The 13,383-nt window shown below is 68.4% G+C and carries 17 protein-coding genes; 7 read left to right on the top strand and 10 right to left on the bottom strand.

Annotated elements, in window-relative coordinates; all coding sequences use genetic code 11:
* The 6 genes from ACLJK8_RS20095 to ACLJK8_RS20070 form a co-directional block, all read right to left on the bottom strand.
* Positions 1 to 972: FAD-binding oxidoreductase (locus ACLJK8_RS20095; protein ID WP_413152146.1), on the bottom strand; the 972-nt coding region annotated here is incomplete at its 3' end.
* On the bottom strand, positions 969 to 1,331 hold the full coding sequence (locus ACLJK8_RS20090; RefSeq protein WP_413152145.1) for a c-type cytochrome: 363 nt from the start codon (positions 1,329 to 1,331) through the stop codon (positions 969 to 971). The genes ACLJK8_RS20095 and ACLJK8_RS20090, both read right to left, overlap by 4 nt.
* A gap of 11 nt (positions 1,332 to 1,342) precedes the next feature.
* Positions 1,343 to 1,693 carry a hypothetical protein gene (locus tag ACLJK8_RS20085; protein ID WP_413152144.1) on the bottom strand — a complete coding sequence of 117 codons (351 nt, stop codon included), beginning with the start codon at positions 1,691 to 1,693 and terminating at the stop codon, positions 1,343 to 1,345.
* Positions 1,694 to 1,716: 23 nt separating this feature from the next.
* Positions 1,717 to 3,162 carry an aldehyde dehydrogenase gene (locus tag ACLJK8_RS20080; protein ID WP_413152143.1) on the bottom strand — a complete coding sequence of 482 codons (1,446 nt, stop codon included), beginning with the start codon at positions 3,160 to 3,162 and terminating at the stop codon, positions 1,717 to 1,719.
* A gap of 39 nt (positions 3,163 to 3,201) precedes the next feature.
* Entirely contained in the window at positions 3,202 to 4,533 is a 1,332-nt protein-coding gene (locus ACLJK8_RS20075; protein WP_413152142.1) for an aldehyde dehydrogenase family protein, read from the bottom strand.
* Positions 4,455 to 4,751: an aldehyde dehydrogenase family protein gene (locus ACLJK8_RS20070; protein WP_413152141.1), complete on the bottom strand. Its 297-nt coding sequence runs from the start codon at positions 4,749 to 4,751 to the stop codon at positions 4,455 to 4,457. Before ACLJK8_RS20070 ends, ACLJK8_RS20075 begins: the two co-directional genes overlap by 79 nt.
* A gap of 162 nt (positions 4,752 to 4,913) precedes the next feature.
* On the opposite strand from ACLJK8_RS20070, the gene ACLJK8_RS20065 reads away from it, so the two are divergent.
* Positions 4,914 to 5,822, top strand: coding sequence for an AraC family transcriptional regulator (locus tag ACLJK8_RS20065; RefSeq protein ID WP_413152140.1), 909 nt, complete (start codon positions 4,914 to 4,916; stop codon positions 5,820 to 5,822).
* A 17-nt stretch (positions 5,823 to 5,839) separates the two neighbouring features.
* On the opposite strand, the gene ACLJK8_RS20060 is transcribed toward ACLJK8_RS20065, so the two are convergent.
* A complete protein-coding gene (locus ACLJK8_RS20060) occupies positions 5,840 to 6,736 on the bottom strand; it encodes a LysR substrate-binding domain-containing protein (RefSeq protein WP_413152139.1) in 897 nt (298 codons plus the stop codon).
* 90 nt (positions 6,737 to 6,826) lie between these two features.
* Between ACLJK8_RS20060 and ACLJK8_RS20055 the strand changes: the two genes are divergently transcribed.
* The 3 genes from ACLJK8_RS20055 to ACLJK8_RS20045 all read left to right on the top strand — a co-directional run bounded on the left by ACLJK8_RS20055 (position 6,827) and on the right by ACLJK8_RS20045 (position 9,286).
* Positions 6,827 to 7,276, top strand: a complete 450-nt coding sequence (locus ACLJK8_RS20055) for a DoxX family protein (RefSeq protein WP_413152138.1) — start codon at positions 6,827 to 6,829, stop codon at positions 7,274 to 7,276.
* Between the two features lie 67 nt (positions 7,277 to 7,343).
* Complete coding sequence (gene ygiD, locus ACLJK8_RS20050) at positions 7,344 to 8,168, top strand: 4,5-DOPA dioxygenase extradiol (RefSeq protein WP_413152147.1); 825 nt, start codon at positions 7,344 to 7,346, stop codon at positions 8,166 to 8,168.
* A 491-nt stretch (positions 8,169 to 8,659) separates the two neighbouring features.
* On the top strand, positions 8,660 to 9,286 hold the full coding sequence (locus ACLJK8_RS20045) for a TetR/AcrR family transcriptional regulator (RefSeq protein ID WP_413152137.1): 627 nt from the start codon (positions 8,660 to 8,662) through the stop codon (positions 9,284 to 9,286).
* Between the two features lie 36 nt (positions 9,287 to 9,322).
* On the opposite strand, the gene ACLJK8_RS20040 is transcribed toward ACLJK8_RS20045, so the two are convergent.
* Complete coding sequence (locus ACLJK8_RS20040) at positions 9,323 to 10,510, bottom strand: acetyl-CoA C-acyltransferase (RefSeq protein ID WP_413152136.1); 1,188 nt, start codon at positions 10,508 to 10,510, stop codon at positions 9,323 to 9,325.
* Positions 10,511 to 10,530: 20 nt separating this feature from the next.
* Entirely contained in the window at positions 10,531 to 11,298 is a 768-nt protein-coding gene (locus ACLJK8_RS20035) for an SDR family NAD(P)-dependent oxidoreductase (protein ID WP_413152135.1), read from the bottom strand.
* 194 nt (positions 11,299 to 11,492) lie between these two features.
* On the opposite strand from ACLJK8_RS20035, the gene ACLJK8_RS20030 reads away from it, so the two are divergent.
* Positions 11,493 to 12,494 carry an AraC family transcriptional regulator gene (locus tag ACLJK8_RS20030; RefSeq protein ID WP_413152134.1) on the top strand — a complete coding sequence of 334 codons (1,002 nt, stop codon included), beginning with the start codon at positions 11,493 to 11,495 and terminating at the stop codon, positions 12,492 to 12,494.
* 21 nt (positions 12,495 to 12,515) lie between these two features.
* On the opposite strand, the gene ACLJK8_RS20025 is transcribed toward ACLJK8_RS20030, so the two are convergent.
* Positions 12,516 to 12,749, bottom strand: coding sequence for a nitroreductase family protein (locus ACLJK8_RS20025; protein WP_413152133.1), 234 nt, complete (start codon positions 12,747 to 12,749; stop codon positions 12,516 to 12,518).
* 36 nt (positions 12,750 to 12,785) lie between these two features.
* Between ACLJK8_RS20025 and ACLJK8_RS20020 the strand changes: the two genes are divergently transcribed.
* Both ACLJK8_RS20020 and ACLJK8_RS20015 read left to right on the top strand, forming a co-directional pair.
* Positions 12,786 to 13,118 (top strand): hypothetical protein, encoded by a 333-nt coding sequence (locus tag ACLJK8_RS20020; protein WP_413152132.1) that lies wholly within the window; start codon positions 12,786 to 12,788, stop codon positions 13,116 to 13,118.
* 11 nt (positions 13,119 to 13,129) lie between these two features.
* On the top strand, positions 13,130 to 13,383 hold a 254-nt coding region (locus tag ACLJK8_RS20015; RefSeq protein WP_413152131.1), incomplete at its 3' end, for a hypothetical protein.

Genomic DNA, 13,383 nt, shown 5'->3' with positions numbered 1-13,383 from the left:
GCAAGCGGGAAACTCTAGTCGGGCTACGCCCTCCCGCCGTTCCCCGCTTGCGGCGCCAAGTGGCCTACTTTTGCGCCGCCCAACGGCCTGGTTTTGCTCCGCCGTTGACACATGGGCGAAGACAACGGCGTTCGGAATGATATTCGCGATGCGCAGGGGACGGAACATATCCACGATCTCGGCGATATCGTCATCGTCCTGAAACCGGATGTAGAAGGGCTTGTACGCAGGGGGCTTGGGCATCAGCCACAGGCCCATCTTGGTGACGATGCCGTAATTCGATTGGGTGAACAGCCCGTCCAGATAGGGGCCGAATCCCCATTTGAAGACCTGCCAGCTGTTGCTGCCCTCGACACCGCCCATGGCGGTGCGCAGGACCTCGCCATTGGCCAGCACGACCTCCATTCCGCATTGCATCATGAAATGCTCGCCATAGGGCGTATAGCCGACGCCGCGCTCCAGGGTGTTGCCGACGGGTGAGGCGATGGCCGAAGGTGCCGGGCAGGATACCCAGAGCGGGATGTTGTTTTCCTCCAGGTAGTCGACCAGCTGCTGATAGGTCACACCCGGCTCCAGCAGGGCGGTGCCCAGTTCGGCGTCGACCTCAAGGATGCGGTTCATGTGGCGAAAGTCGATGACCACCTGATGCCGGTGGCCGCCGGCGCTGCCTTGCGCATAGGTGCCATAGCCGAAGTTCCGGCCGGTCGAGGTCGGCCAGACCGGCACCTTGAACTCGTTGCAGATGCGCACGATTTCCTGAACCTGCTCGGTCGCGGTCGGTTGCACCACCGCCGACATGGCATAGTCCTGATCGTCGACCGGCATCATGGTCTTGTAATAGGGCGTCAGCCTTTCCTCGCTGGTCAGCACATTGTCCGGGCCGACCACCGCCTCGAAGCGCGCGATCGCGGTGACGAAATCGTCGCGGGTGACGCCGTCGGGGGTATGAAGCAGTTCGCGTTCGCTGCTCATTGGCTGTCTCCTTCGCTGCCCTGGACGATGTAGTCCGCCAGAGCGTCCAGGGTGGCATTGTCGATCATGGATTCGGTAAAGGCCGGCATCGGGCCAAACCCGTTGCGGACGAAGAAGCGGATGATGTCGGGATCGTAGTCGCCGCTGAGCAGATCGGGCCCGACCTGGCTTTCCACGCCGGTATGGCACCGGGCGCAGGTCTTTTCAAAGGCGTCCTGCCCCGAGCCGAACATGGCGCGGTCATCCAGCCGCGCCTGTTGTGCCTGGGCGTCCGGTTGCGCCTGGGCGTCCGGTTGGGCCTGGGCGGCGGTACCGGCGAGCGTGATGGTGGCGGCGGCGAGAATGGGTTTCAGATACATCTCGACCTTCCTCATGCCGGCCTGAAGCGCATCGGCCCCGCGTCCCCGCCGAGGGTGACGTGCTTGCCGCTCGCGTTCAGCGCGGTTTCCAGAAGCACCCGGCCAGTATCGTCCAGATGGATGTCCAGGCGGATCTCGCTGGTCTCGTCGAACAGGCGCTTGAGCCTGTTGAAACGGTCGAGCTGACCGCCGCTCAGGCGGATATGCCGCTGATAGCCGGCGGCGTCGAAGCGCGGTGTCTCGACACTGTCGATGGCGATGGTGGTCTGGCTTGCCGCTTGCTCGGACGACGCCGCGATGCTCGGAAGCAGTGCGCCAAAGACCGCCGCCGTGCCCTGGATGAAGACTCGTCTGGAAAACATGGGTTCCTCTCCCTTGTGCGCGATCAGAACGGGTAATGCTGGGCGGGGTCCTCGATCGTGACCCAGCGCAGTTCGGTGAATTCGGCGATCCCGGCCTTGCCACCGAAACGGCCATAGCCCGAGGATTTGACCCCGCCGAAGGGCACCTGCGGCTCGTCCGCGACAGTGGGGCCGTTGATGTGGCAAATGCCGCTTTCGATGCGCTCGGCCACCGACATGGCGCGCGCGGCGTCGCGGCTGAAGACGGCGGCGGACAGGCCGTATTCGCTGTCGTTCGCGACCCGGATCGCTTCGTCTTCGCCCCGGACCCGGATGATCGGCTTGACCGGCCCGAAGCTTTCTTCGTTATAGATGCGCATCGCGGGTGTCACATGGTCGATCACGGTCGCCGCGACCACCGCGCCGTCACGGGTGCCGCCCGCCAGCAACTTGCCGCCCTTTGCCGTGGCATCGGCGATCAGTTCGTCCATCTTCTCGCCCGCGCCGGGCTGGCACAGCGCGCCCAGCACGACATGGCCGCGCGGATCCCCGGCCGGCAGCGCGGCGGCGCGTTCCGCGAATTTGCGGGCGAATTCGTCGGCGACGCTGTCATCGACGATCATGCGTTCGGTCGACATGCAGATCTGGCCCTGATTCATGTAGCAGCCGAAGATCGCCGCGTTCACCGCCGCGTCGATATCGGCATCGTCCAGCACCACGAAGGGCGCCTTGCCGCCCAGTTCCAGGAGCGAGGGCTTGAGGTTCTCGCCCGCCAGTCGTCCGATGATCCGCCCCACCTTGCTGGAGCCGGTGAAGTTCACATGCCGCACCTCGGGCGCGCGGATCAGGGTCTCGACGATCGTGGCCGCGTCCTCGGGCGCGTTCGAGATGACGTTGACGACGCCCGGCGGAATGCCCGCGTCGACAAAGCACTGTCCGATCAGACGATGTGTTTCCGGGCAGAGCTCGGAGGATTTCAGCACCGCCGTGTTTCCCAGCGCGACCGGCATGGCGATGGCGCGGGTGCCAAGGATGACCGGGGCGTTCCAGGGTGCGATCCCGAGGCAGACGCCGCGCGGGCGGGACACCGCCATCGACAGGTTGCCGGGCTTGTTCGAGGGGATGATCTCGCCATCGGGTTGCGTGACCTGGGCCGCGGCCTCGCGCAGGATGCCGGCGGCGAGGCTGACGTTGAAACCGATCCAGGGCGCGGTCGCGCCGGTCTCGGCCATGGCGGCGGCGGTGAAATCGGCCAGACGCGCCTCCATCGCATCGGCCGCCTTCATCAGCAGCGCCCGGCGCTCCTGGGCACCGGTCTTCGACCAGCCGCCAAAGGCGGCCTGCGCGGCGACGACGGCGGCCTGCGCGTCCTCGGGCGAGGCGGCGGCGGCGGTCGTCGCCACCGCGCCCGTCACCGGGTCCCGGCGGGTGAAACTCCGGCCGTCGCGGGCATCGCGGGACTGGCCGTCGATCAGAAGCTGGGTGGTCATGGCAATCTCCTTGAGAATCAGGGAACGGAAGGGTCGCGCCTAGCGCGTGCCGTCGAGAAAGGGATAGCCGCGGGGGGATTCGGTCAGGCTGATCCAGCGCAGCTCGGTGAACTCGTCCAGCGCGGCCTGCCCGCCAAAGCGGCCATAGCCGCTGTCGCCGACGCCGCCGACCGGCATGTCGGGGCGATCGTTGAGCGTCGGGGCGTTGATGTGGCACATGCCGCTGTTGACCCCCCGAGCAAAAGCCAGTGCCCGGCTCGTGTCGCGGCTGAAGACGGCGGCCGAGAGGCCGTAGGGCGTGTCATTGGCGATGCTCAGCGCCTCGGCCTCGCTGGCGGCGCGGCAGATGCTGGCCACCGGGCCAAAGCATTCCTCGGCATAGAGCGCCATGCCGGGGGTGACGTGATCGACGATGGTGGCATCCAGAAAGGCGCCGCGCGGCTGGCCGCCAAGCCGCAGGGTCGCACCCTTCTCGACCGCGTCCCGCACCAGCGCGGCCAGTCGCCGCGCCACGGCAGCTGTCACGATCGGGCCGAGCGGCGCGGTCCCGTCGCGCGGATCGCCGGCGGTCAGGCGGCGGGCGCGATCGGTCAGGCGCTCGGCAAAGGCGTCGGCGATGCTCCCCATCACCACCACCCGGTCCGTCGCCATGCAGATCTGACCCTGATTGAAAAAGGAGCCAAAGGCCGCCGCATCCGCCGCCGCGTCCAGATCGGCATCCTCCAGCACCACGAGCGGCGCCTTGCCGCCCAGTTCCAGCAGGCAGCGCTTCAGGTGCCGCCCCGCCAGTTCGGCGATGACCCGCCCCACCCGGGTCGAGCCGGTGAAGTTCACCCGCCGCACCGCCTCCTGGCCGATCAGCGCGCCGACGATCTCCTCGGCCTGTTCGGGGGCGTGGGTGACGATGCGCAGCACGCCCTCGGGCAGCCCCGCCTCGGTCAGAAGGCGCCCGATCAGCAGATGCGTCGCCGGGCAGATTTCCGAGGCCTTCAGCACGACGGTATTGCCGCAGGCCAGCGCCGTGGCGATGGCCCGGATGCCTAGCACGAAGGGCGCGTTCCAGGGAGCCATGGCAAGGCAGACCCCGACCGGCACGCGCAGCGCCAGCGACATGCCACCCGGCTCGCGCGTGGTGGTGCCGGATATCTGGGTCGCCAGATCGGCGGCGGTCTGCAAATGCCGGCGGGCGACATCCAGGTTGAAGCGGACCCACAGCTCGGTCGCGCCGATCTCGGCCTGCATGGCGGCGCGGATATCGTCGGCATGGGACTCGATCAGGTCCGCGGCTCGGTTCAGGATGGCGCGGCGGTCCCGCGGAGTGGTCTGCGACCAGGCCGGAAAGGCCTGCGCGGCCCGGTTGACCGCGGCCACCGCATCNGGATGGCGCGGCGGTCCCGCGGAGTGGTCTGCGACCAGGCCGGAAAGGCCTGCGCGGCCCGGTTGACCGCGGCCACCGCATCCCGCCGTCGGCAGGCCGGGGCCTGCGAGGCCGGTTGCCCGGTCGCCGGGTCCAGCCGCGTGAACAGCGCCGCGTCGGCTGCGCGGCGCGCGCCCTGACCGTCGACGTTGATCGCGATGGCTCCGGCCATGATGGTGCTCCTCCGAGCGGGTGCTGGGAGTGGCCGGCAATGCTGCTGACCTGCCCCTGACCCTGAAAACCGCCTCCACCGCGGCATGGATTCACCCTACGACCGCGGTTCGGGTCGATACATGTTGTTTTCTGGCATTGATTTGTGATTTTCTGACGAATCATGAACGCCTCCGACCCGACCCCTGCCGAACTTGGCCTTGCCCGGCTGCTGCGTGCCCAGCCCTTGCCCGCGGCGCCGCGCGATCGTGTCCTGCGTCCCGCGCAGGGGCCCTTTGAGCGGTTCCTGCATATCCTGCTGCTCGAGACCGGCGAGGTTCTGGCCGAATTCGACGGCCTTCACCGCGAGGTCGAGGCGCCCGTCGCCCTGACCCTGCCATCGGGCGGCGGCGGCAACCTGACCCTCGTCGCGGGCAGTTCGGGCTGGCTTTTGGGCCTGTCTCCCGGTTTTCTCACCGCCACATTGGGCGATAGCGCCGAGGCGCAACTGCTGGCCCCCCTGGCGCGTGGCATGGTCGTGGCGCAGGACATCCAGCCCTTGCCGGACAGCCCGGCCTCGGCCCTGGCACAACGGGTCCATGACGAAATCGCGGTCGAGCGCCCCGGCTCGGGCATGATCGTCCAGTGCTGCCTGCGGCTGATCCTTGCCGAGATCTGGCGCCAGAGCAGTTTCGAGCCGCCCCTGCAGGGCGGAGGCAGCGAGCTTCAGGTGTTGCAGGGCTTTCGCCGGCTGGTCGAACTGCATTTCCGCGGCCATCTGAAGGTCGCCGGCTATGCGGATCATCTGGGTGTCACCTATGACCGCCTGCACCGCATCTGCCAGCGCAACCTGCGGCGCAGCCCGCTGCAGTTGATCCATCAGCGGCAGATGCGTGAGGCGGCCACCTGGCTCACGCAATCCGGCCGCTCGATCCAGCAGATCGCCCACGCGCTTGGGTTCGGCGACGCCTCGGAGTTCAGCCACTTCTTCAAGCGCAACAGCGGCATGGCGCCCTCGGTCTATCGCACCCATGCGCGCAACCTCAGCCAGGCGGCCCGACGGCCGGTGACTTCGTTCGCGGACTGGCCATGACCGCCTGCCATCAGCGGCTAGAGGAGATCCGCTGCCCGGATATCCTCGGCGGCGAAGTCGATCAGGGCGCGGATCTTGCGCGGCAGGACACGCCCCTCCAGATAGACGGCGCTCAGGGGCACCGCTTCGCCGGGATAGTCCGTAAGCACCGGCACCAGCTGGCCCGCCGCCAGCGTGTCGCGCAGGACAAAGCGCGGGGCGAAGGCCAGCCCCTGCCCCTGGCAGGCCAGCTCGACCGCCACGCGGGCGGAGTTCGCCAGAAACCGCCCCTGCACCGTCACGCCAGCAGGTGCCGCGTCGCCGCCCAGCTCCCATCGCCGGGGTGCGCGGCGGTTGGTGTCGATGATGCAATCATGCCGGGCCAGATCGGCCGGCACCCGCGGAATGCCGTGCCGCGCCAGATAGTCGGGGCTGGCGACGACGAGCGAGCGGAAGCTGCCCAGCCTGCGCGCCTTCAGCGACAGCGTCTCGGCGCGGCCGAGACGGAATGCCAGGTCGATCCCCTCGGTCGCAAGGTCGACATGCCGGTCGTTCAGCCGCAGGTCGAAGGTCAGGGCCGGGTTGCGGCGCGAGAAGCGATCCAGCATCCCCGCCACCCAGATCTCGCCGAAGGTGACCGAGGCCGAGACCCGGATCACCCCCGAAAATCCCTTCGAGCCTTCCGAGACCTCGCCGATCAGCGCGTCCAGATCATCGAGCAGTGCCGGGGCGCGGGACAGCAGGTCCTCGCCCGCGGGTGTCAGCCCGACCTTGCGCGTGGTCCGCTGCAACAACCGCACCCCCAGCCGCGCCTCGAGCTCGGCCACATATTTCGAGGTCAGCCGGTTCGACACGCCGAGCTGTCCGGCCGCCCTGGTGAAGGAGCCGGTCTGGGCGGTGGCGACAAAGGCCTTCAGCGCGTCGATCAGATCCATGGTCGATCTATTGAGAATGAATTGTGGATAGTCATTCCGTAATGACTTCATTTTGTGACGAGCGGTCAAGCTCTATCTTCGGGTGATCACATGGTCCCGCAGCGAGACGGCGACCCGAAGAAGGAACCCGACATGACCTCGACCACCGATATCGCCGCCCTGCTGCTGCGCGTTTCCAGCGGCACCCTGTTCATCACCCATGGCCTGCTGAAACTGCTGGTCTTCACCGTCCCCGGCACCGTCGTCTATTTCGAAAGCCTCGGCCTGCCCGGCTTTGTCGCCTATCTGACCATCTTCGCGGAACTGGCCGGCGGTCTGGCGCTGGTGCTGGGCATCGGCACGCGGGCGGTGGCGCTCGCGCTGGTCCCGGTCCTGCTGGGCGCGGTCTGGGTGCATGGCGGCAATGGCTGGCTGTTCTCGGGCGAGGGTGGCGGCTGGGAATTCCCGCTGTTCTGGGCCATCGTCCAGATCGTCATCGCGCTTCTGGGCAGCGGAGCGCTGGCGCTGAAGCCCTCGGCCGCGCTGGCTGCGACCGCCTGAGACCTGCCACCTGACCCCATCTGGCCGCCTCCGCCGAGGCGGCCCCTTCCACCCGAGAGGACAGATGATGAGTGCGATCCACGATCTCGAACGCCTGCGCGACCGGCTGAGCCCCTCTGCCAGGATGCCGGTGGTCTTTCTGGGCCACGGCAGCCCGATGAACGCGCTGCGGGACACCGCCTACAGCCGCGCCTGGACCGCGCTGGGGCAAAGCCTGCCGCGGCCCGCTGCCATCCTGGTCGTCTCGGCCCATTGGATGACGCGCGGCACCACGCTGGTCGATGTCTCGACGCTGCCCAAGACCATCCATGACTTCCACGGATTCCCGCGGCCGCTTTACGAGATGAGCTATCCCGCCCCTGGCAATCCCGGACTGGCGCGTGAGGTGGCCAGTCTGTTGGCCAGCCATCACGCCGCCGAGGACGATACCTGGGGTCTGGATCACGGGGCCTGGGCGGTGCTGCGTTTCCTTTACCCCGAGGCGAATGTGCCGGTCTTTCAGGTCTCGATCGACATGTCGCGTGGGCTGGCGCATCAGCTCGAGATCGGCCGCGCCCTGTCGCAGCTGCGCGACCGCGGCGTGCTGATCCTCGGCTCGGGCAATGTGGTCCACAACCTGCGCTCCATGCGTCCGGGCGGCGCACCGCTGGATTTTGCGCTGGAATTCGACCAGCTCTTCACCAGCCGTCTCGAGGATCGCGATTTCGCCGCGCTGGCCGATACCAGCAAACTGGGCTCGCTCCTTTCCATGGCCCATCCGACGGTCGATCACTACCTTCCGGCGCTGACTATTGCCGGAGCCTCGGACCCCGGCGACCGGCTAACCTTCATGACCGACGCCATCGACCTCGGCTCGGTCTCGATGCGGTCCTTCGTCTTCCACGGGGGATAGGCCAGGAAGCCGCCGATCCCGGTCCTCTCACCTCGCTCAGGCTCTGGAAGGGGCTGGCCGATCAGCAGTCGCGGGGCCGGCAGTGCCCCGCGCCATGCGCTTCTCCCCCGCGGAACAATCACTGAAGATCGTTTCCGGCGGAAGCGGCCGTCACGGCACCAGCCGTCAGGAAGCGGATGATCGTCAGCGCTCAGCGCCCATCCGTGTTTCTGCGCGAAATCCAGCCTTGGCGGGCAGAAGATGTCCACAAGATCCCCGTGGCTGCCGGGCATCGCGGCCTAATCCAGCCGATGGCGGCCGCTCAACTCCCCTGACCACCCTCTCGGGCTGGCGCTCACTCGGCGGACCGCGGAGCACGCTGACGAGGACGTGCTCCAGAGCATGCCAGATGAGCGGGAGTCGCCGACGGAGCTTTGACAACGCGGCTTCGGCGAAGGATGTCCGCAGAAACAAATTTCAGTTTCTATTCTGAAAGCCTGCGGACCTGCGAGATGAGCGACCTTCCCGATCCCGAGAAGATGACGCCGAGGCAGCGGGAGCGGCGGCGGCGGATCATCGACGCCGCCATCGATCTCGTCCTGAAAGCCTCCGAGAATGTCGAGATTCGCGACATCGTCGACGCGGCGGATGTATCGCTCGCGACGCTTTACCGGTATTTCGGCTCGAAGGAGGTGCTGTTCGCCGAGGTCTATGTGCACTGGCGCCAGGCGACACATGCGAAGGTCGCCGCCGCGATCGCTTCCGGTTCGACCGATTCCGAGCGGCTGAGGATGGGGACGCGGAGCTTCATCGAAGCCTATCGGCCGGCGCCCAGGATGTGGGATCTGAGCACGCAGACCCGGCTCTCGCATGATCCGGAGATCACCAAGCTGCGCAAGGGAAACGAGGGCGGCACGTTCGCGCTGTTCCGCGACGCGATGCACCAGACCCCCGAGGAGGACGCGGCCGGCATCGTGGTCGTGCTGATGGCGGTCGCGGCGTCGCATATGGATCAGTGGCGCGGTGGCGACCTGACCCTGGACGAGGTGCACGAGGCGATGGATCGCGCCATCTGGCTGACCGTCGGCATCCGCGAGGCGCATCGTGACACGCTTCGGCACGCGCTTCCGTCCGGCTAGGGACATCTCGCGTCGAAGCACCCCGGCGGCCTTCGCTCAGAGCCGTTCGATCGCGACCGCTGTCGCCTCACCGCCGCCGATGCAGAGCGATGCGATGCCGCGCCTCAGGCCGCGATCCTCGAGCGCGGCGAGCAGGGTCACCATGATCCGCGCGCCCGAAGCGCCGATCGGGTGGCCGAGCGCGCAGGCGCCGCCGTTCACGTTGACCTTCTCAGGCGGCAGGCCGAGGTCACGCATCGCCGCCATCGCAACCACCGCGAAAGCCTCGTTCACCTCGAAGAGATCCACCTCGCCGATCTCCCAGCCGGTCTTCTTCGCAAGCCCGCGGATCGCGCCGATCGGCGCGGTCGGAAACAGCGCCGGTTTGTCGGCATGGGTCGCGTGGCCCGCGATGACGGCCCGGGGCGTCAGGCCGCGTGCCTCCGCCTCCGAGGCGCGCATCAGGACGAGCGCCGCCGCCCCGTCGGAGATCGAGGAGGAATTCGCCGCCGTCACCGTGCCGTCCTCGCGGAAGGCCGGGCGCAGATGGGGAATCCGGTCGATCCGCGCATTGCCCGGCTGTTCGTCGATCGCGACGAGCGTCTCGCCCTTGCGCGAGTTCAGGCGCACCGGGGCGATCTCGCGCTTGAACCTTCCCTCGGCGATCGCGCTCTGGGCCCGTTCGAGCGAGGCGATGGCATAGGCGTCCTGCGCCTCGCGGCTGAACTGGTAGCTCTGCGCGCAATCCTCGGCGAAAGTGCCCATCAGGCGGCCCTTGTCATAGGCGTCCTCCAGCCCGTCGAGGAACATGTGGTCGATCACCCGGTCATGGCCGAGCCGGGCGCCGCCGCGCATCTTCGGCAGCAGGTAGGGGGCGTTCGACATCGATTCCATGCCGCCCGCGACGATCACCTCGGCGCTTCCGGCGCGGAGCAGGTCGTGGCCGAGCATCGCGGCCTTCATGCCCGAGCCGCACATCTTGTTGATGGTGGTGGCCCCGGCGCCGACCGGGAGCCCGGCTTCGAGCGCCGCCTGACGCGCCGGCGCCTGGCCCTGGCCCGCCGGCAGCACGCAGCCCATGATCACCTCGTCCACCGTATCGGCGGCGAGCCCGGCGCCATCGAGCGCGGCCCGGATCGCGACGGCGCCGAGATTGGCGGCGGTGGCGGCCGAAAGCGCGCCCTGGAACCCGCCCATCGGGGTCCGGGCCGCGCCGACGATCACGATCGGGTCGTGCTGGCTCATCTGGTGTTCCTCCTGCCGCGTCATTTCGGGGGCATGCGCAAGGCGCCGTCGAGGCGGATCACCTCGCCGTTCAGCATCTGGTTCCGGATGATCTCGCGGACAAGCGAGGCGAATTCCGCCGGCTCGCCGAGGCGCGGCGGGAACGGCACCGAGGCGCCGACCGCGGCGCGGACGTCCTCCGGCATCGCCGCCATCATCGGGGTCTCGAAGACGCCGGGCGCGATGGTGACGACGCGGATGCCGTGCCGGGCGAGTTCGCGCGCGGCGGGCAGGGTGAGCGCCGCGACGCCGCCCTTCGAGGCGGCATAGGCGGCCTGGCCGATCTGCCCGTCCTGCGCCGCGATCGAGGCGGTGTTGACGATGACGCCGCGTTCGCCGCCGTCTCCCGGTTCCTGCCCCGCCATCCGGGCCGCGGCGAGGCGCAGCATGTTGAACGTGCCGACGAGATTAATCGTGACGGCGCGGGCGAAGCTTTCGAGCCGGTGCGGACCCTCGCGGCCGAGGATCTTTTCGCCGGGCGCGACGCCGGCGCAGTTGACGAGCGCGTCGATCCGGCCGAAGGTCTCCGTCGCGGCGGCGATGGCGGCCTGGCCATCCGCCTCGCTGGTCACATCGGCGCGGTGGAACCGCGCGCCCCGCCCGAGCCGCGCGGCGGTTTCGGCCCCCGCCGTCTCGTCGATGTCGATCAGCAGCGCCGCGCCGCCGCCCGCCACGACCATCTCCGCCACGGCGGCGCCGAGACCCGAAGCCGCGCCGGTAATGACGAAGATACTGTTCTCGATCCGCATGTTCTTTCTCGTGTTCGTTCTCGTCATGGCACGTCGCTGGCCCCGATCCCGCGCGCTTCGGCGTCGGTGACAGCCTCCGGCGCCAGGGTCGGCGTTCTTCGGAAGCTGGCGGCAGTCTAACGCCCGAGGCATTGCAAACAATGACATCGGAGGTCCAAATCGATGATCGGTAATGCCATGACCGGGGTCGCCCCTTGGACCGTCGCACGATCCTGCCCGGCTTCGTCGAGGACGCGCTCGACTGCCTGCGCGCACGGGGCTTCGCCTCGGCGCCGCTGCTCGTCGCGGCCGGTCTGCCCGATCCGCCGCGAGGGCCGGTCACCAGTGAGGAATACGGCCGGCTCTGGCGGGTGATGGCCGAGGTCGCGGAGGTCGAATTCTTCGGTCTCGCCGCCCGCCCGATGCGGCCGGGCAGTTTCGCGCTGATGTGCCACGCGGCGCTGCATGCCCGGCCGCTCGAACGGGCGCTTCGGCGCGCGCTGCGCTTCCTCGACGTGGTGCTCGACGATCCGCGGGGCGTGCTGCGGGTCAGGAATGGCGAGGCGGTCATCGTGCTCACCGACGCCGGCGCTCCGCGGCCCGCCTTCGCCTACCGTACCTACTGGCTGATCCTGATGGGCCTCGCCTGCTGGCTCATCGGGCGGCGCATCCCGCTGCGCGGCATCGATTTCGCCTGTCCCGCGCCGGGGAACCGCGCCGACTACCGGCAGTTCTTCGGGGCTCCGGTCCGATTCGGCGCCGACGCGCACCGGTTGATCTTCGACGCGAGCCTTCTGCCGCTGCCGCTGATCCGCTCCGATCGGGCGCTGCGGGCGTTTCTGCGTGGGGCGCCGGCGAATATCCTCGTGCGCTATCGGCAGGACGAGGGGCTGACGGGCCGCGTGCTCGACACCTTGCGCGCCTCACCGCCGACGGACTGGCCGGATTTCGACGGCCTCGCAGAACACCTCGGGCTGTCGCCCACGACGCTCCGCCGGCGGCTCCGGCTCGAAGGGCAGAGCTTCGCGGCGATCAGGGACGATCTTCGCCACAAGCTCGCGCGGGATCTGCTGCGGGGAGGGGAGATGACGGTCGCGGAGATCGCGACCGAACTCGGCTACAGCGAGCCGAGCGCCTTTCATCGCGCCTTCCTGAAATGGGCGACCGTCAGCCCGGGCGCCTATCGCACGGCGAATCGTACCGGGGCGAGCGGCTGACCGCCATCGGACGCCTCGGGCTCAGATGTGCCGTGTGACGAACTCGTCCGCCGAGGCGCGCTCGGTCTCGAGGCTGTTCTCGCGGGCGTCGAGCGAGGCGTATCCCAGCGCCATGCCCGAGACGAGGACGTGATGCTCCGGCAATTTCAGGATCTCGCGCACGGGCCTGGCGTATTCCGCCCAGGCCTGCTGCGGGCAGGTTTCAAGCCTTCTTGCCCGCGCGAGTGTCATGACGTTCATCATGTAGAGTCCCATGTCGATCCAGGCGCCGAGCCACGATTGAGTTCGCGCATGCCGAACGCGCCGGGGATCGACCGCGATCCCCCGCGCGACATCACGGTCATGAAGCCGGACATCAGCTGGGAGGAGGCGCTCGCCGTCCAGCTCGGCGTCAAGCGGCGCGCGGTGGCGCGGGGCGACCGGATCGTCGGGCACCAGGGCTCGTTCATCTCCGCCCCTGTCCAGCGCATGTTCCCCGGATGCCCGGTGCCGATGTGCGGCACGCTGATGGCATCGCTCGCCCGGGCCTATGGCGACGAGGTCGAACTCGACGGCGATCCTGTCTTGATCGAGAGCGAGATCGCGGTCCTGCTCGGCCGCGACCTCGAGGGGGGCCAAGCCTGACCCCGAGCGATGTGCTGGCCTCGACCGAGGGCTTCCTGCCCGCGATCGAGGTCGCGCCACAGCGTCCGGGCGTCATCGAGAAGAAGTACAGTTTCGCCCATATGATCGCGGTGCAGAAATCGGCGGGCGGTTATGTCGTCTTCGGCTCGAAGCCGGACACCCGCAATAACCCATCGGCTTGTGGCGAGAGCGGACACTGCTCCCCGTCGACGCTCGTCGTCACGCTTTGTCCGGATCCCCGGGGTCCGGCGTCGATTTTCCGCCC

It is taken from the genome of Amaricoccus sp. W119 (assembly GCF_047275745.1).
GTDB lineage: Bacteria > Pseudomonadota > Alphaproteobacteria > Rhodobacterales > Rhodobacteraceae > Amaricoccus.
The sequence above is the reverse complement of the archived record's forward strand: the minus strand, read 5'-3'. Positions and strand labels throughout refer to the sequence as shown.

What these genes read in the sequence shown, in the direction of transcription:
- ACLJK8_RS20045 (WP_413152137.1), top strand. Translation starts at nt 8,660, where the DNA reads ATGAGCGACCTTCCCGATCCCGAGAAGATGACGCCGAGGCAGCGGGAG.
- ACLJK8_RS20020 (WP_413152132.1), top strand. Translation starts at nt 12,786, where the DNA reads ATGCCGAACGCGCCGGGGATCGACCGCGATCCCCCGCGCGACATCACG.
- ACLJK8_RS20080 (WP_413152143.1), bottom strand. Translation starts at nt 3,162, where the DNA reads ATGACCACCCAGCTTCTGATCGACGGCCAGTCCCGCGATGCCCGCGAC.
- ygiD (WP_413152147.1), top strand. Translation starts at nt 7,344, where the DNA reads ATGAGTGCGATCCACGATCTCGAACGCCTGCGCGACCGGCTGAGCCCC.
- ACLJK8_RS20065 (WP_413152140.1), top strand. Translation starts at nt 4,914, where the DNA reads ATGAACGCCTCCGACCCGACCCCTGCCGAACTTGGCCTTGCCCGGCTG.
- ACLJK8_RS20085 (WP_413152144.1), bottom strand. Translation starts at nt 1,693, where the DNA reads ATGTTTTCCAGACGAGTCTTCATCCAGGGCACGGCGGCGGTCTTTGGC.
- ACLJK8_RS20025 (WP_413152133.1), bottom strand. Translation starts at nt 12,749, where the DNA reads ATGGGACTCTACATGATGAACGTCATGACACTCGCGCGGGCAAGAAGG.
- ACLJK8_RS20090 (WP_413152145.1), bottom strand. Translation starts at nt 1,331, where the DNA reads ATGTATCTGAAACCCATTCTCGCCGCCGCCACCATCACGCTCGCCGGT.
- ACLJK8_RS20035 (WP_413152135.1), bottom strand. Translation starts at nt 11,298, where the DNA reads ATGCGGATCGAGAACAGTATCTTCGTCATTACCGGCGCGGCTTCGGGT.
- ACLJK8_RS20040 (WP_413152136.1), bottom strand. Translation starts at nt 10,510, where the DNA reads ATGAGCCAGCACGACCCGATCGTGATCGTCGGCGCGGCCCGGACCCCG.
- ACLJK8_RS20060 (WP_413152139.1), bottom strand. Translation starts at nt 6,736, where the DNA reads ATGGATCTGATCGACGCGCTGAAGGCCTTTGTCGCCACCGCCCAGACC.
- ACLJK8_RS20055 (WP_413152138.1), top strand. Translation starts at nt 6,827, where the DNA reads ATGGTCCCGCAGCGAGACGGCGACCCGAAGAAGGAACCCGACATGACC.